14 protein-coding genes are annotated in these 16,441 nt (G+C 39.3%); 6 read left to right on the forward strand and 8 right to left on the reverse strand.

Annotation, left to right across the window (positions count from 1 at the left end; all coding sequences use genetic code 11):
- Nucleotides 1-150 precede the first annotated feature (150 nt).
- Nucleotides 151-1,188, reverse strand: coding sequence for a PDDEXK nuclease domain-containing protein (locus FWE23_06195; protein MCL2845025.1), 1,038 nt, complete (start codon nucleotides 1,186-1,188; stop codon nucleotides 151-153).
- 412 nt (nucleotides 1,189-1,600) lie between these two features.
- Between FWE23_06195 and FWE23_06200 the strand changes: the two genes are divergently transcribed.
- Nucleotides 1,601-2,005: a hypothetical protein gene (locus tag FWE23_06200; GenBank protein MCL2845026.1), complete on the forward strand. Its 405-nt coding sequence runs from the start codon at nucleotides 1,601-1,603 to the stop codon at nucleotides 2,003-2,005.
- Between the two features lie 596 nt (nucleotides 2,006-2,601).
- Here the strand turns inward: FWE23_06200 and FWE23_06205 are convergent.
- Together FWE23_06205 and FWE23_06210 are read right to left on the reverse strand one after the other, a co-directional pair.
- On the reverse strand, nucleotides 2,602-2,751 hold the full coding sequence (locus FWE23_06205) for a hypothetical protein (protein MCL2845027.1): 150 nt from the start codon (nucleotides 2,749-2,751) through the stop codon (nucleotides 2,602-2,604).
- A gap of 25 nt (nucleotides 2,752-2,776) precedes the next feature.
- Nucleotides 2,777-2,968 carry a hypothetical protein gene (locus tag FWE23_06210; GenBank protein MCL2845028.1) on the reverse strand — a complete coding sequence of 64 codons (192 nt, stop codon included), beginning with the start codon at nucleotides 2,966-2,968 and terminating at the stop codon, nucleotides 2,777-2,779.
- 106 nt (nucleotides 2,969-3,074) lie between these two features.
- Between FWE23_06210 and FWE23_06215 the strand changes: the two genes are divergently transcribed.
- The 4 genes from FWE23_06215 (at nucleotide 3,075) to FWE23_06230 (ending at nucleotide 8,227) form a co-directional block, all read left to right on the forward strand.
- Complete coding sequence (locus FWE23_06215) at nucleotides 3,075-4,445, forward strand: leucyl aminopeptidase (GenBank protein ID MCL2845029.1); 1,371 nt, start codon at nucleotides 3,075-3,077, stop codon at nucleotides 4,443-4,445.
- Between the two features lie 111 nt (nucleotides 4,446-4,556).
- Complete coding sequence (gene der / locus FWE23_06220) at nucleotides 4,557-5,960, forward strand: ribosome biogenesis GTPase Der (protein MCL2845030.1); 1,404 nt, start codon at nucleotides 4,557-4,559, stop codon at nucleotides 5,958-5,960.
- A 104-nt stretch (nucleotides 5,961-6,064) separates the two neighbouring features.
- Complete coding sequence (panB, locus tag FWE23_06225) at nucleotides 6,065-6,856, forward strand: 3-methyl-2-oxobutanoate hydroxymethyltransferase (GenBank protein ID MCL2845031.1); 792 nt, start codon at nucleotides 6,065-6,067, stop codon at nucleotides 6,854-6,856.
- A 27-nt stretch (nucleotides 6,857-6,883) separates the two neighbouring features.
- Nucleotides 6,884-8,227: an FAD-dependent thymidylate synthase gene (locus FWE23_06230; protein MCL2845032.1), complete on the forward strand. Its 1,344-nt coding sequence runs from the start codon at nucleotides 6,884-6,886 to the stop codon at nucleotides 8,225-8,227.
- 73 nt (nucleotides 8,228-8,300) lie between these two features.
- Here FWE23_06230 and FWE23_06235 read toward each other — a convergent pair whose 3' ends face one another.
- On the reverse strand, nucleotides 8,301-9,728 hold the full coding sequence (locus tag FWE23_06235) for a capsule assembly Wzi family protein (protein MCL2845033.1): 1,428 nt from the start codon (nucleotides 9,726-9,728) through the stop codon (nucleotides 8,301-8,303).
- 250 nt (nucleotides 9,729-9,978) lie between these two features.
- On the opposite strand from FWE23_06235, the gene FWE23_06240 reads away from it, so the two are divergent.
- Nucleotides 9,979-10,869 (forward strand): hypothetical protein, encoded by an 891-nt coding sequence (locus FWE23_06240; protein MCL2845034.1) that lies wholly within the window; start codon nucleotides 9,979-9,981, stop codon nucleotides 10,867-10,869.
- Between the two features lie 47 nt (nucleotides 10,870-10,916).
- On the opposite strand, the gene FWE23_06245 is transcribed toward FWE23_06240, so the two are convergent.
- Genes FWE23_06245 through FWE23_06260 form a run of 4 tightly spaced genes read right to left on the reverse strand, consistent with a single transcriptional unit; the run spans nucleotide 10,917 to nucleotide 16,436 of the window.
- Complete coding sequence (locus FWE23_06245; protein MCL2845035.1) at nucleotides 10,917-11,909, reverse strand: NAD-dependent epimerase; 993 nt, start codon at nucleotides 11,907-11,909, stop codon at nucleotides 10,917-10,919.
- 21 nt (nucleotides 11,910-11,930) lie between these two features.
- Nucleotides 11,931-12,764 carry a glycosyltransferase gene (locus FWE23_06250; GenBank protein MCL2845036.1) on the reverse strand — a complete coding sequence of 278 codons (834 nt, stop codon included), beginning with the start codon at nucleotides 12,762-12,764 and terminating at the stop codon, nucleotides 11,931-11,933.
- The gene (locus tag FWE23_06255; protein ID MCL2845037.1) at nucleotides 12,757-15,222 is read right to left on the reverse strand and encodes a glycosyltransferase family 2 protein; all 2,466 of its coding nucleotides are present in this window, start codon (nucleotides 15,220-15,222) and stop codon (nucleotides 12,757-12,759) included. Before FWE23_06255 ends, FWE23_06250 begins: the two co-directional genes overlap by 8 nt.
- Nucleotides 15,192-16,436 carry an O-antigen ligase family protein gene (locus FWE23_06260; GenBank protein MCL2845038.1) on the reverse strand — a complete coding sequence of 415 codons (1,245 nt, stop codon included), beginning with the start codon at nucleotides 16,434-16,436 and terminating at the stop codon, nucleotides 15,192-15,194. The genes FWE23_06255 and FWE23_06260 overlap by 31 nt, the downstream gene beginning before the upstream one ends.
- Nucleotides 16,437-16,441: the final 5 nt, after the last annotated feature.

Below are 16,441 nucleotides of genomic sequence, written 5' to 3' on the forward strand. Positions count from 1 at the left end.
CGCCGTTTCGCAGAGCATAAGCATTTCCGCCAAGTCCTCTTCAAAAATAATTTTCGGCGTTTTTGCTATGTGAAGCCCCGCCAGCACGACCGTTTCGGCTTTGGTTGTTTTTTTGTCTATCATTATATTTTTCCCCCTTCTTTCTGTTTTTCAGTTCGCTGTCTTTTCCAACCTCATTTTCGCTACTTCAACAGCAATTCTTAATTTTTGCTCCAACAATTTTTTATCGGGCAATTGCGTCATATAATCGGCAACTTTGATATTGCTGTTTTCCAATTGCAAAAGTTCTATGTGCTCTTCGCTTTTTCCTGCGCACAAAATCAGTCCTATCGGCGGATTTTCCCAATCTTGCTTTTCGTATTTTTCAAGCCATCTTAAATAAAGTTCCATCTGACCTTTATATGCCGCTTTGAATTTTCCGATTTTCAGGTCTATTGCAACCAAACATTTTAGTTTTCTGTGAAGAAACAATAAGTCCAGGTAATAATCTTCGTTGTCTATAGTCATTCTTTTTTGACGGGCAATAAATGCGAAATCACTGCCGAGTTCAGCGATAAAACTTTGCAATTCTACCGCTATTGCCGTTTCTAAATCGTTTTCGCAATATTTGTCTCGCAAACCCAGAAAATCAAGAAAATACGGGTCTCTAAACACCAAATCAGGCGTTAGTTTTTGTTCGTTTTTCAGTATTTCTAAGTCGTGTTTTATAGTTTCTTCGGGCTTTTTGCTTATGGCAGTTCGTTCGTAGAGCATCGAGTTTATGCGTTCTCTAAACACTCGCACACTCCATTTTTCCATACTGCACATTTCAATATAAAAATCCCGCATTAACGGGTCTTCAATGGGTATTACTGCCAAAATGTGCGTCCAACTTAATTTTCGTATCAGCGATACGACAATCTTTTCTTCAGGGAAAACGTTGTAAAACTGCATCATTCTGCGAACATTTTTCTCTGCAAATGTGCTTCCGTATTCTTCCGACAATTCTTTGCATAAGTTAGATGTTACCTCTTTGCCGTAAACGCTTGAACGGCTTTTGTCTTGCAATTCTGCCGCAATGCGTTTACCAACCTGCCAATACAGCATAGTCATTTTCGAATTAACCGCAACGGCAACTTGAAGTTTGCTTTGTTCTATCAGCGTTTTTATGTCGGCAAATAAGTTGCCTTGGATTTCTTTTTTTGACATTTTGTCTCCTTTTTTCTGCAACAAAAATACGTTTTGCACAACATCACCTCTGCGAATTTTCGTTATTTTTCTTTTTTTGAAAGCGGAATTAAAATATACATTAATAATAACGCGAGGTTTTCTTGTTTTTTGCTAATATTCCACAAAAAAACATCAAATAACAAAACTACTATCAAACAAATATTATTTTACTGACTGCGAAAACAATGATTGTGGGCAAAATCCCACTTTCTGTGTATATTTCTTCTGGTTATCTCGGAAGGAGAACTGCCTTTACAGGTTGTTCTGCCTAACTTCTGATATAACCAATACAGATTTATTCATTGTTTTCGCAAAAAATATGAATTACTGGCAGGACAGCCTTTTTCCTCTGTTCTTGCTTTAACTTTTCAACTTTTAAGGAGGTTGTATTATGGGAAAAATTAGGTTTCTTAAAATGGCGTTAGTTGTGGTGTTTGCCTTGCTGGCGAGTTTTTTTGTAGCTTGTTCAGGCGGCGGAGGGTCGGGTGGTGGAGGTAATGGCGGTGGCGGTAATATTGATAATTCGCTCGTAGGGATTTGGGCAGAAAACACACCGGAAGCAGGTTATTTCTTCGAGTTTTTTTCTGACGGAAAAGGAATTGAACACTATATTGATTTTGAAGCAGGAAGAATAGAACAAATACCTTTTGAATGGTGGGTACCATCCAGAAATCAAATCTGTATTATTGGGGAGATTGAATTTGATGGCTGTAATTCTTACGATATAAGAAACGGTGATTGGATTTTTAAAGGTGGTATATATCAAAGAGTTAATTCTCTGCCAACATTACCGTAATGTGTTTTGAGTATCAATTAGTTTTTTTGCAGGGCGTAGAAAATACGCCCTTTTTCAGTTATTTGCGCCTCACTCAAAATCATCCAAGTTCAAAATTCGTTGAACGTCGAGTTCTTCTTTGCGGTAATTGTATTCGGTTTGCGGAAGAGAATAGAACGGGAAGATACTAATAGCATCTTCCCTGACATCGCACTGAAAGTTTGTTTTTCAACAGGGACAATCAGGCTCTACACTACAAATATACTATTTTTCCCGCAACAAATGCAAGCATTTTATTATTTTTGTGCAAAAAAAAACATTGTTTTCTTGAAAAGAAGGGAAATTTTAAAGTGAATTACGGCGATTGTGAAAGGCATTTATCTAAGTCCAGAATGGAAAAATATAAGCGGGCTTGCGGCGGAAACGAGGAAAAAGCGTTTGAGTTATACATACAAAATATTCAAGCCTCAAAGAATTTTTACGGCACGCTGAGTTTATTTGAAGTGGCTTTGCGAAATGCTATAAATGAGCATTACAAAAATAACTTAGAGAATGACGATTGGATTTTAAATCAAGCTGACAATGGATTTTTTACCGAATTTAATTCAAAAATACACTCATTTTCTCGGACTTCCCGACGATTTCTTGGAAAGCGTTGAGTCGCCTGTTGCGGATATTAAAAAACTGAGGAATTTTTTCTCGTCATCGGAAGATATTTTTTGAAGAAATGAGAAAAGGTAGGGAATAGTTGTGGTAGCGTATTGCATACGCCCTCTTTCATTTTTTACACTCTCACTCAAAATCATCCAAATTCAAAATTCGTTGGACGTCGAGTTCTTCTTTGCGGTAATCGTATTCGGTTTGTAGCAAAAATTCGATTTGCAACAGGTAGTTTATTATGTTGTTGAGCGTTTTGCTCAAGACCTGAAATGTCAGAAAAAGCCCTACAAGGACAAGCCCGCTTATCAAAAAGTGTTGGGTCATTTTTACCTCAAAAAAATTCAAAATTCAATGTTCTGTATGAAAAAATAGTTTTTGCCGCCGCAAGAAAGTATTTTTGTGGCAAAAAATAAAGCGAAAGGAAAAAATTATGGAAATTCTTAACACAAAAAACATTGAAGCACGCATATTGTTTTTGTATGAGGACGATGAAAAGCCCGTCGATTTTGAAGCAAAAGCAGGCTCGGTTGCAACCCGTTATGACGGCGAAAACGTTATAATTTACGCAGGGCTCGGCAAAGATAATAGCGATATGCAGGTCTTTAGAAACGCTGTTGCCGACGCGGTGCGCGCCGTAAATAAAATAAAAAGAAAAAGCGTAGAAATCGTATTGCCGCAAAAAAACACGGAATATGCAGCGGCGGCAGTCGAGGGCGCGGTGGTGGGGAATTACGCTTACGACAAATATTTGAGCGAGAAAAAATCCCGCGTTGAAAATTTGCACATAGATTTTGACGGCGCGGCGGATATATTGAATTCCGTAAAAATTATCGGCGAATGCGCGGATTTTACGCGTGATATAACCAACGATAACGCCGCCGTGGTCAATCCCGAATATTTGGCGAACGAGGCGAAAAAAATAGCCGAAAGCAACAAAAATATGACAGTGGAAATCCTTGACCACAAAGAAATCCAAGAAAAAGGGCTTGGGCTTTTGTGGGCGGTCGGAAAGGGCTCGGCAACTCCTCCGCGGCTTGCAATAATCAAATACAACGGCGACAAAACGAATGACAAATACAGTGCAATCGTCGGAAAAGGACTTACTTTCGACACGGGAGGGCTCAATCTGAAACCGTCGGGCTCAATGGAAACAATGCGGCACGATATGGCGGGTGCGGCGGCGGTTTTGGGTGTTGCGAAAGCGGTGGCGGCGCTTAATCCGAAAATCAACTTTTTGGCGGTAGTTCCCACTGCTCAGAGCGCAATCGGAAAAGACGCGTTTTTCGTCGGCGACGTTTATAAAGGTTATTCCGGAAAGACGGTCGAAGTGCTTAACACCGACGCGGAAGGGCGCTTAATTTTGTCGGACGCGATTTCGTATATAATAAAAAATTACGCTCCGACAGAAATTGTCGATATTGCCACGCTTACGGGTGCGATAGTCATTGCTTTGGGCGATACGGTCGCTGGAATGTTCTCAAACAACGACGATTTGGCGAAAAGAATCTTTGAAGCGGGCGAAAAAACAGGCGAGCCCGTTTGGAGAATGCCGATAAGACAAGAGCACAGAGAAGCGGTAAAAAGCGACATCGCCGATATTCAAAACACCTCGACAATGAAGCGTAGCGCAAGTTCGACGACAGCGGCGACTTTTATCGAAAGTTTTGTGGAAGATTTGCCTTGGTGCCACTTGGACATCGCAGGAACTTCGTGGAACGAAAACGCCGCCAAAGGAATGAGCCCGAAGTTCGCGACGGGTGTTTGTGTTCGGTTGTTGTGGGAGTATCTGAATAACAGATAAATTTACTTTTTCGATTATTTTCAAAGGCAAGCCGGATGGTTTGCCTTTTTTTTGTTGGCATTTAGTATTTTACCTAAAACTGATGAATGCAAATTTTCAAAGGAAACAAAAATGGCTCAACTTGCAACTGTGGCGGTCGTAGGTCGTCCGAATGTCGGAAAATCGACGCTTTTTAACAGGATATTGAACAGAAAAATCGCGGTTGTTGATGACAGACCGGGCGTCACCCGCGACCGAAATTATATGGACGCAGAATGGTGCGGCACGCATTTTACCATAATCGACACGGGCGGAATGGTGCCGCAGTCAGGCGAAAAAATGGAGCAGGAAATAAACCGTCAGGTCGAAATCGCCATAAATGAGGCGGACGTTGTTTTGTTTTTGGCTTCGGCGGACATTGAGCCGACCGACCTTGACTGCGAAATAGCCAAACGCCTGCGAAAACAATGCTGTGAAAAACTGGTTTTGGCGGTAAACAAAACCGAAGCGCCCTCTGCCGAGCTGGTTATGCAGAGTTATTGGAGTTTGGGATTGGGCGAGCCGCTTGCAATTTCGGCGCTTCACGGAAAAGGCGTGGGCGATATGCTCGATAAAATCGTCGAAAAAATAAAAGGCATAACAAAGAAAAAAGAAGAGATAAATTACGCCGTAAAAATAGCTGTTGTCGGTTGTCCGAACGCAGGAAAATCGTCGCTCATAAACAAAATTTTGGGCGACAAACGAATGATAGTCAGCGAAATTGCAGGCACAACCCGCGACAGCATAGACACCACCATTGACTACAACGGAAAAACGATAAAACTAATTGATACGGCAGGGCTTCGCAAAAAAGCGCGAGTAAACGACGACGTGGAATACTACTCAAATTTGCGTTCTATCGGCAGTATCGGACGTTGCGACGTAGCGGTTTTATTGGTGGATACCGCGCGAAAACTGAGCGAGCAGGATATGAAAATCGTGGCGCACATAAAAGAAGAGCGCAAGGGCTTAATTATCTGCTGGAACAAGTGGGACATCATCGAAAAAGACGGCAAAACCTTCGATTCTTTGGTGAAAGCCACCCGCGACGAATACAAGGACTTGGAAAATATTCCGATGCTTTCGATTTCGGCGATGACAGGGCAACGGGTCGCCGAGGTAATGAAATTAACGCTGAGAATTAAAGAAAATTCGCAAAAAATTGTAGCAAAAACCGAACTCGAAGACCAATTTTTCTCTTGGACGCGCCGAAATCCGCATCCATATATAGTAGGACAATCGGTGCGCTTTTTGGGTATAAAGCAACAGCCAAGCCCGTATCCGCATTTTGTAATTTTCTGCGCAAATCCAAAGCGCGTTTCGGAGGATTATATTCGCTACCTGAAAAACAGAATTTACGCGGCTTACGGTTTTGAGGGCTCGTTTGTCGTCATTGATTTTAAGGGACCCGGCAGAAGCGGCGCAAAAAACAGAGAGCAGTTTTCCGGCTACCGAGACGGCGGCGGTGATTACGATGATTATGAGGGAGACGATTAAAAAATTTCCGTAGGGGCGGGGTTTGCCCGCCCTAAAACGCAGAATCGAACGAATGCAGGGCGGGCAGACCCCGCCCCTACGTATAATGAAAGGAACGCATAGTGATGAAAAACCAAAAAACAATAGCAATGCTTACCTGTTATGACGCGCTTACGGCAAAAATAGCCGAGGACGCGGGTATCGACTATTTGCTTGTAGGCGACAGCGCGGGAACAAATGTTTTGGGCTACAAAAGCGTAAACGAGGTAAAACTCGACGATATGATATTCTTGACAAAATCGGTAAAGCGCGCCAACACAAAATGCAAAATAATTGTGGATTTACCGTTTGAGGCGGTTTACGAAAACAGCGAAAACATAGTTCTGAGCGCAAAAAAATTGCTTGAAGCAGGCGCAGATATGGTGAAACTCGAAATAGAAAAAGAAACTCAAGAATTGCTTAAAACGCTTACGGAAGCGGGCATTCCTGTCTGCGCGCATATCGGCTATACTCCGCAAACATCATATCTTGAAGTTTCCGTTCAAGGCAAAGACGCCGTTCGCGCAAGAAAATTGGTAGAATTTGCAAAAACCTCGCAACTTTACGGCGCTCAAATGCTTGTTTTGGAGTTAATCCCCGCAAATTTGGCAAGATACATAAGCGAAATTTTAAAAATTCCCACAATCGGCATAGGTGCAGGGCAATTTTGCGACGGTCAAGTGCAGGTTTGGTGCGACATTGCGGGCTTTTCTGAGAAAACGTACAAACATTCTCATTTGTTTGCAGATGCAAAAAGCGCGCTTTCGGCGGCATTTTCGGATTATGCGACGCAGGTGAAAAGCGGCGAGTTTCCGACGGAGGCGAATTCCACGCTTGTTGATGATGAAATACTCTTTCACACTCTCTGCCGCAAATAGTATTTTACCCATCAAAAGGAGAAAAAAATGAAAATAACTGTAATACCGATAATTCCTCCCAAAGCGGCGCAGGACTTAACTGCAGTCCCCCCCGAACTTTTGGCGAGCGTTTTGGCGAAATATTCCCGCTCTAATTTAGGAATAGACAAGATTTTGGAAGGCGTAGACAAGGAAAATCCCGACGCGAGCGTTGAAAAAATATTTAAATTTGTCGATTACGGACACGCGAGTATCGGCGGAATGACGGGCTCTATCGCAATTTGTATCGACGATTGTTCTATGTTTTTGGCTTATAAGATTTTTGAAATCGCGCAATTGGTCGATGGGCAGGAATCCAGCACCCGCTACATAAAAATGGCGCCCGAAAGTTTAATTTCGCCCGACGAAATCGGTATTCCCAAAGATTTGCAAAGCGAATGGAGTGAAGTTTTGAGCGAGGCGTTTGAAATTTATAATCGCGAATATCAAAAATTAGACGAATTTGCGACAAAATATCCCGAAAAACTACGGATTTCTCCGAATGAAAACGAAAAATTCCGTCAAAGAATACTCAAAAATTATGCGCTCGACAGAAGTCGCGGGTTTATTCCGTTTGCTACAAAAACTTCCGCCGCGTATCTTATGACGGCGCGGGTTTGGTGTCAAACGCTCAAGGAATTGGAAGCGCTTCCGCTTGTTGAAGTGCAAACTGCCGCTAAGGGAATTCGCGAACAATTGGCGAAAATCGCGCCGAATTTGATAAGACACTCGTTTGCCGACGGTGCGAGCAAGTATCAGGCGGAGCGTTTGCTTAATTATTCCGCCGAATATATTCAAAAAAACGGCGTTGAGACAAAGAATATTCCCGACGAGGTTTTTGTGCAGACATTCGACGAAAATCCCTCGTTTATGCCGAAAATCGACACCGTCGAAAATTCGTTTGCCGAAAAGACTAACAGATACAGCGTTGTCGGCGGCGACATAAAAAGACAGGTGGTGAAATTTGCGTTCAACAATATTGCAATCGCAGAATTGCGCGACCTAAACCGCCATCGTTGCGGAAATAGATTTACGCCTCTTGCGCCTGTAGGCTTTTATTTACCGCCCGAATTGGCAAACGAAAATTACAGCGAATTCTTTGAAAAATATTCAAATCTGCTTAAAAAACTTGCCGAGCGCAACTTGCATTATTACGGATATTTACTCGGAACGCAAGTTGCGTTTGAACACAGTGCGCACCTCGACAAAGTGATTTACGAAATCGAATTGCGAACAGGAAAAGGCGCGCATTTCAGATACGCCGAACACTTGGAAGCGGTAGCAAAGAAACTGATAGAAAAATCTCCCGAGTTAAAGCCATATATCCAGATTGGCGAGGCGGAGCCGGAGTAATAATTCAATTACGAATTACGAATTAAAAATTACGAAAGGGAAAAACTCGTAATTCGTAATTTTTAATTCGTAATTATCTTGCGTTCCAGCCAAGTCCGATAGCGGCATTCAGGGACAGTCCAAAGAACGGCGAAGTTTTTGACGTTCCGGAAACTCCCTCTGTTCTGAAATTCTGTATTCCGCCGTAAAGTTCTACCGTGTTGTGCTTAAATTCGTAAATTGCCGAAAGCCACGTGGCTGTTTCGCGGCGAACGTTTCCGTAGGGAATTCTGTCGTTGCGCGTTCCTAAAAGGTAGTTGTGATTGTAGCGCAAGTTTATATCTCGCTCTCCTTGACGAAGAAGCCAGAAATACAACTCTGTTCTTAGACCGATTCTTTCAAAATGACGACCGAGTTTTCCCCAGAAAAGCTGATTGTCGGGACCGAGCGGACTGCCTATAAACGCGTCTCTGTTCAGGTATCTTCCGAGATCGCCGGACATACTGTTATAAACGAAGCTGTTTATTTGTCCGCCCTCAAAAAATCCGTAAAGAATATTTGGGATATTAAATCTTGTTCCCGCGACAAAGCCGATAAGATTTTGTATGCTTTTGGACGCGTCGTCTTCGTCCATTTGGAAGTCGTCCACAAGTAATTCGCCGTAAATTTGCAGGTTTTTGTCTAAGAAATTTGCATAAGCATCAAGTCCGACCAAGGTATTGCTACCCCAGTTTCCGTATCGCCAATTGGACATTTGCGCATAGTGAAACGGGAAAATCGGAATTAAATAAGGAATTTCAAAAGAGCGGTTTACGCCTCCGTAGATTATTGCTTGTTTTAAGGCAAGTCCCCACAATTCACGATAAAACTCTATTCTGCCTGCTGAAAAAAATCTGTGTATCGGCATTATATGGTTATCCAAATAACCGTTGCCGGGCGGCTCTCTCCATTCTTGGCTACTGAGTTGCGTTGCAAGTCCGCGAATGGTAAAAGGTCCTATTTGGTATTGTTGATAAAGTCCGACAAAACCAGTATTGTAGTCAGAAAGCATAAGCCCGCCAAGCTCCGACGGTCCCCAATTATAGTATTCTTTTCCGAGTCCTATTTTAATGTATTCGTTTGGCGTAAATGTTAAAAATGCACGATATAAATCAAATGTGCTTCTTGACCCTGTATCGCTTCTGTCCCCCGGGCGCGCCCAATCTACCGTTCTGCCGTGAACCGCCCGATTATCGAAAAAACCGCTGAATACAAGTTGCAAGTAATCGTTGCCTATGGAGTCTATAAAATACAATATTACTCGTCCGCTTTGGTCAACATTTTCGCTGAAAGCAGCGTCCATTCTTGCCCGAAAAGTTAAATTTTGCGGTTCCCAAAACGCTGAATTTGTTTGCAATTCTAATCTGAAAACGCTGTCTCTGTCAGCAGTTCTGTGAATATTTGGCTGTAAAGGTAGCGGCAAATTTGCGAATGACATTGCCGCGCAAAGCGCCAAAAACAAAACGATTTTTCTTATATACATATTATTTACTCCTTAAATACAAAAATCCTTAGAAAAATACATTTTGCCGTAAATAAAAAGGGCGTATTTCTGCGCCCTTAGGAAAAATGGTAAAAATGTTTTTTATGCCAATATTTGTCTTTTTAAGTTTTCGATTTTGGAGATTTAGTATATTCTTATTTATACATCAAATTTTTTTGCATTTTTCCTCTTCTTGCGGTTTTGTTGGCGGCGCAAAACGTATATTATCCTAATAAATATGGAGGAGATTATGGAAAAAGAAAATGTAGTAATTGCCAATCCGATATATGACGCGGTGTTCAAACGTCTTATGGAAAACAATAAAATCGCGAAATTTCTTGTCGGGACTATATTGGATTGTAAGGTAATATCTCTTAAAGCAACTATTCAAGAGCATACCGACCCGAACAAAAAAAGCGGGGCGCTTACTCTTTATCGCAAAGATTTTTCCGCTGAAATACAAGATAAAAACGGTAATAAAAAAACAGTGATTATAGAAATACAAAAAGCAGGAAATTTTGGCGACATTCCACGTTTTAGAGATTATTTAGCTGTAGAATATGCAAGAACAGGATATCCGATTATTGCAATATACATATTAGGATTTAATTTGTCTGTCAATTCGCCTGCTTTTGTCGCATTTCCCGAATACAAGGATTTGCAGACAAATCAAAATTTAACTGTTAACGACAATTTTGTGGAACATTTAACTCACAAAGCGTATTTTGTGCAGACGAAAAGAATAAAACAAAGTTTGAACACAAAACTTGATGCCGTGTTGTCGATATTTGCACAAGAAAATTTTGCTTCGAGCGATAAGACGACTAAAAGCTTTCCTGCAGAACAAAATATTCCCGAAATACAGGAATTGCTGACTGTTTTACAACACGTGGCGGCGGATGAGAAAGTGCGCAAGGAACTTGAAAAGGAATTATATTATCAGCGTTATTTAGAGCAAACTTACGGAGAAAAAGATAAGAAAATTGCCGAACAAGCCGAAGAAATCGCGGATAAAGAGGCTGAAATCGCGGATAAAGAGGCTGAAATTGCGGATAAAGAGGCTGAAATTGCGAACCAAGCCGAAGAAATCGCCCGATTGCGCGCTGAACTGCAGGCGAAATTAGGCAAGGAAAAGCCATAAAGAAAGACAACAAATGCTTGATATTCTACAGCAACAAGATTTCGACATCAATCTCTTGTTAAAAGCAAATTACCATAATACCCTCTATACCACTCTACAAATTTTCGTAATCCTGTTTCTATGGGAGTATTCGGTTTAAAATCGAAATCGGTTGTTAAATCGGATACGTCTGCGAAAGTTTGATATACGTCTCCGGGTTGCATCGGTAAAAATTCTTTCGGGGCTTGTTTGCCGATAATCTTTTCCAAAGTTTCTATAAAATACATCAGCCGTTCAGGTTTGTTGTTTCCTATATTATATATTTTATACGGCGGTTTGGTGTTTTCTCTTTTAGGCGGACAAAAAAGCATTTTCTCTATACACGATACTATGTCGTCGATATAAGTAAAATCCCGATACATATCACCGTTGTTGAAAATTTTAATCGGTTCGCCGTTTATGATTTTTTTTGTGAAGCTGAAATACGCCATATCAGGTCTGCCATAAGATCCATAAACGGTAAAAAAACGAAGCCCTGTAGTAGGAATATCATACAGATGGCTGTATGTATGAGCCATAAGCTCGTTGCTTTTTTTGGTTGCGGCGTATAAACTTATAGGATTATCGACATTGTCTTTCGTCGAAAAAGGCGTTTTTTCTTGATTTCCGTATATAGAACTCGAAGAAGCATACAATAAATGCTTAACGGGATATTTACGGCAGATTTCCAAAATATTGAAAAAACCTGTAATGTTGCTTTCCAAATAAACTCTCGGATTCTCAATTGAATATCGCACTCCCGCTTGTGCCGCCAGATTTACCACTATTTCGGGGCTATAATCCGAAAATAATTTTGCAATGTCGTCATTATTTGCCAAATCGCCTTTGACGAAAGTGAAATTTTTATGTTTTTTCAAAATTTCCAAACGGCTCAACTTTAAGTTTACGTCGTAATAATCGTTGAGATTATCAAAACCTACAATCGTAATTTCGCTTTCCAACAACTTTTGGGATAAGTGAAAACCCACAAAACCTGCCGCTCCGGTGATTAAAACAGTCATTTCTTTGCCTCCGTATTTCTTTTATTCCTGCTTATCTAATAATTTCTTGCGCAATCTTGAATTATATGCAAATTTTACAAGCGTTTTAGGCAGAAGACGTAAAGTCAGTCGCGAAATAGGGTAAACATACAAATGTGTAAGTTTATGCAAAGACCAAATCCCTTTCATATAAATACCGAATTCTCTGAAACTTTTTGCATACCCTCTTCTTTTGAAAAACGCTGAATTTATTAAAAGACAATATAAAATTTCCGGCAAACTATCTATCCGTAAATCCTTTTTTAACGCCTGAAACCACAAGTCAATGTCTTGGCTTAAGCGCATTTTCAAAGAATAATTTATCTTTTCAAAAGCATTTTTACGAAAACAAACCGTCGGGTGTGCCAGCGGAGAGCCTTTAGCAATATATTTTTTAATATTTTGCCGCGGATACCTTTTTATATCAATTTTTTCGTCGTTTTCATTTACCTCCAAAATCGCTGTTCCCAGAATATCAACATCGGGATTTTCGAGCATATATTTTACTTGCGCTTCAAAACGCTTCGGCAAAGAAATGTCATCCGCGTCCATTCTGAAAACAAAATCTTCGTTTTCGAGCACATTTACCAATTTATTCAGAGTGCAACTCAGCCCTATGTTTTTTTCGTTTCTTTCGATTTTATAGACCAATTTGCAATCTGTAATTATCTCTTCCAATTCTTGCGGAATTTCGCCGTCTATTCCGAGGTATATTCGGATTTTTTCGCGAGGATAAGTTTGCTCGGCGATTGAATTAAATGCCTTTTTCAAAAGGTTGGGTTTGTCGTTTTGGTAAACGGACATTATTACGGCGACTGTCGGGAGGTGGTTAGGCATTGTGTTCTCCTATTGCAATACAGTAAAGTTGGCGTTTACCCGAATAAACGGAATCAAAGAAAACGTATTTTCCGTCAGGCGAAAAACGGGGATGCAAATCACAACGAGTTTCGCCTGAATATTTAAGCCCGTGAAAAAACTCCCCTAATTCTTTTTCTTCACTTGTTTTCAGATTAAACAAAAACAAATGTTGCATTCTTGCTTTATCGGGATAAGTATCTGCGACAAAACATTCCCCAAACACATTCGGGTGTCCGTCTCCCAATTTATTTAAGCGATTACCAATAATTTTCGTGAAATTTCCCGTATCGGTATTAATTTTGTTGTAGGCGTCTGTTCCGTCGGGAGAGCGCAAATAAGCAAGCACATTTTTATTGTCCGCCCAAAAGCAATGGCTTACCATCCCGTAATCGGATAATAACTTTAAATTTCCTGTTTTTGAATCCGCAAGAAACAATCTGTCAAAGCGTTTTTTTCTGACGTAGTATCGGTGTATAAAAATAAATTTATCACCATCGGGAGAAATCATTATATGATTAACCGAGTGAAGAGCGTCGCTAATGTTATTGCTCTGACCTATGGAACATACAGTTTTCATATCTACGAGAAGCGTTGTTTCGCCATTGTTGTAATTTACTTTCCATATACCGTCATTGGCAATATCGGTTAATTCCTTGGTGTTAAGCATAGGTAGAGTTCGATAACCATAATCAGGGCATAATGACATAAGGCGACGATAATTTAATGAAAAATAATATTCGGTTTTATACGAATCCTGAACAGGTTTGTCAAAGCTTTTCAATTCACTCAAAGATACCGCAGACCATACACGAGCGATATATATGTTTTTCTCCGCATCAAAATCGTTAAATATAAAAATGTCGTTCGACAGCCATTGCACTCGGCAACCCTGTTGCCAATTATACGTTTGTACAGGTATTTCCAGCAATGTTTTTTTTGTGTTAAATTCCTGTAATATAACAGAAATGCCTTTGTTGTTTTTAGGGGCGGTATTTGTCGGACACTTACAACTATAAAACAGTATATATTTTCCATCCGGACTGAGCGGCGTCTTGTCGTAATACCCCCAAAACGATTCATTGTTCCCGTCTTTGATTACCCGAATGGAATAATCTGTTTTGTGGTTATAGTTTTTCTTATACATCAGCCAAGATATGAGTTGATATGTTTTTTTCACAAACTGTTTTATCTGCGGATAATCGGCAAGCCATCGTGCGATAATGCGTTCTTTTTTTCCGAATTCGCCGGTATTTGTTGTTAAGGTTGAGGGTAAAACCTCTCTTCCCAAAAATTTTTCAAAGAAGTTCTTATCAATTATATTGATTTTCATTAAGTCAAAAGAACTATTCAGTTTTTGAGAATTTTCATAGTAAAATGATGTGCAAGGATTTTTATTCAATGCGTCAAGATATTGGTTATATTCGAGCCCCCCGCTATTCATAACACCCAACATAGCGCGTTCCTTATATTTTGCAATATCGTCATAAAAGAATTTATAGTGTAGTAAAAAAGCGGCAGCACCTTTTGTTTCAAAATTATACTTATATGGATAATTTTGGTGTATTCCAATTAACATTTCTTTAGAAAGTTTAATTAGTGAATATTTCGCAAGTTGTGGGCTGTTGGAAAAAACACGCTTTCTCGGACCTCCATTTACCCATTGACTAGAAAAATATTTTGCCAAATAATATGTGTCTGTATCAAAATAGCAATAAGTGTTCAATATCTCATTTATGCTATTAACTTTTTCAGTTAAATTGCCTTTGGGATACATATCTATCATCGGAGATAATACACTATTTATTTTGCAACTTTCTAGAAAATCAATATATGAATTTATGTTTTTTGTCTCTATGCTCGGATACATAAACAATTCGTCTGAATCAAGCACTAAATACCATCTGTTGTACCCCAAAAAATCTGCTACTTGCCTTCTCCACGCATCTTTTACCGTAGCATTAAAGGTTTCATTTACAACAAACAATGAAACATCGGCTTGCTCTTTAAGCCATTCAAATGTTCCGTCTTTTGACATATTATCTATATATGCAAAATGTTTAACACCTATTTTTCTATGATGTTCGACCTGTAATTTAATCTTTTCCAAATCGTCTTTTACCGCACAAAGCAATATTGGGTCATTTTCTTGCAATGTTGGCAGTGAAGATTTGACAGGTTTTACCAATTTTTTCCGGTAAGCATTTAGATAAGCACTTACAAATCCACTGCGACTATATGAAAATTGATAAAGTGCGTTCTTAAAATCCTTAATATCTTCATTATGTAAGTGTATCGCCTTATAATCACTTTTGCTTTTTTTTGTCAATCTGAACATTCTTGCAACACATATTAAAAGAAACATAGGTTTCTTAATAAAATTCATAGCAATCGGATTAGAGCTATACCTTATTTTAATTGCAAAGGATTTTCTTTCCATTTTATTTTCCTTTCTATTTGTTGTGAAACTGGCAATTTATACAGTTTTAGATTGCGAATTACAAGGCATAAAAAAAACATAGTTCCAACGGAGATGTATGCGTTTTTGAACGAAAACGAAGTATTGAATTGGAGAAAAAACATAAACGAAGCCGCCGCAAAGCCAACAATAGCAGGATTATGCGAATATTTTCTAAAAATGTATATTAAATCGGAAAAGTAATTAAAAACAAACAGCAAAAACGGCACCAGCGCAACAAAACCACCCATAACAAAGACATCTAAAAAAATATTGTGAAAATAAAAAAATGTGGAACCATGCCCAAATGCAGAACCTGTTCCATAACCAAGAAAAGGACGTTGCAATATGAGATGTATTGCCCGTTTATACCCGACAATACGAGGTTCTGTCGAAGTGTTTTCCGTAAGTCTTGTAAGCCTGTTTAATTGTTGAAGTTCAACAGAAGGCATAATAAAAATAGCAAAAAAAACAACAACAAGGATTGCAAACATAATTATATAAAGTTTATTTGACAGTTTTATCTTGTTGTTGAATGCTATATTACCTGCAATAAAAAGAAAGCCCACCAATAAAGGAAAAATAATGCCTGATCTGCTTAGTAATGTTGTAATCGCAAGTAATAAAAGTAAACTGCCTGATGTATAAAAGATTTTTTTCCAAATCTGACTGCTACAGCAAAATAAAATCGATAAACTATATGCGAGGGCTGCGCCGATAGGTAGGCTAACAGTCAAATAATGTTGTCCAAATTCTCGGCTTGTAGGTATTCCTATTGTCAGTTGCCAAACTGCTAACAATATACCCCAAATAAAAATAAGTGTTCCAACAACCTTTAATCTTTCGAGGTTAGCAAGGTGAGCTATGCAAAAAAAAGCAATAAGCAAATAAGCATAATCAATAAATTCATTTAGCGAAATATCTGTATAGTTTATCAGTTGTAAAGTCATTATTAAAAAAAACAAAAAAATTATACAAAAGCAATTTGAACAATAATTGTTAATACTACTCTTGTTGTTTAGGTTTAAAAGCATTGCGACAACTATTAAGCCTAAAACACCGACATTAATAATTGTGCCGGAATGAATAAGTTTTACTGACGGTATCGAAAACAGAAGAAACATCGATACTGCAGGAAGTATAGTTCTGTAGAAATATACAATTTGCTTGTTTATATATTTTTCTAAAGCTAACATTTTTT

The sequence above is a fragment of the Chitinivibrionia bacterium genome (genome assembly GCA_009779925.1).
GTDB lineage: Bacteria > Fibrobacterota > Chitinivibrionia > Chitinivibrionales > Chitinivibrionaceae > WRFX01.

Excerpts from the sequence above, each read along its gene's own strand:
- FWE23_06245 (MCL2845035.1), bottom strand. The coding sequence starts at position 11,909 with ATGACTGTTTTAATCACCGGAGCGGCAGGTTTTGTGGGTTTTCACTTA.
- FWE23_06255 (MCL2845037.1), bottom strand. The coding sequence starts at position 15,222 with ATGGAAAGAAAATCCTTTGCAATTAAAATAAGGTATAGCTCTAATCCG.
- FWE23_06200 (MCL2845026.1), top strand. The coding sequence starts at position 1,601 with ATGGGAAAAATTAGGTTTCTTAAAATGGCGTTAGTTGTGGTGTTTGCC.
- FWE23_06210 (MCL2845028.1), bottom strand. The coding sequence starts at position 2,968 with ATGACCCAACACTTTTTGATAAGCGGGCTTGTCCTTGTAGGGCTTTTT.
- der (MCL2845030.1), top strand. The coding sequence starts at position 4,557 with ATGGCTCAACTTGCAACTGTGGCGGTCGTAGGTCGTCCGAATGTCGGA.
- FWE23_06235 (MCL2845033.1), bottom strand. The coding sequence starts at position 9,728 with ATGTATATAAGAAAAATCGTTTTGTTTTTGGCGCTTTGCGCGGCAATG.
- FWE23_06250 (MCL2845036.1), bottom strand. The coding sequence starts at position 12,764 with ATGCCTAACCACCTCCCGACAGTCGCCGTAATAATGTCCGTTTACCAA.
- FWE23_06240 (MCL2845034.1), top strand. The coding sequence starts at position 9,979 with ATGGAAAAAGAAAATGTAGTAATTGCCAATCCGATATATGACGCGGTG.
- FWE23_06215 (MCL2845029.1), top strand. The coding sequence starts at position 3,075 with ATGGAAATTCTTAACACAAAAAACATTGAAGCACGCATATTGTTTTTG.
- FWE23_06195 (MCL2845025.1), bottom strand. The coding sequence starts at position 1,188 with ATGTCAAAAAAAGAAATCCAAGGCAACTTATTTGCCGACATAAAAACG.
- FWE23_06205 (MCL2845027.1), bottom strand. The coding sequence starts at position 2,751 with ATGCAATACGCTACCACAACTATTCCCTACCTTTTCTCATTTCTTCAA.
- panB (MCL2845031.1), top strand. The coding sequence starts at position 6,065 with ATGAAAAACCAAAAAACAATAGCAATGCTTACCTGTTATGACGCGCTT.
- FWE23_06230 (MCL2845032.1), top strand. The coding sequence starts at position 6,884 with ATGAAAATAACTGTAATACCGATAATTCCTCCCAAAGCGGCGCAGGAC.
- FWE23_06260 (MCL2845038.1), bottom strand. The coding sequence starts at position 16,436 with ATGTTAGCTTTAGAAAAATATATAAACAAGCAAATTGTATATTTCTAC.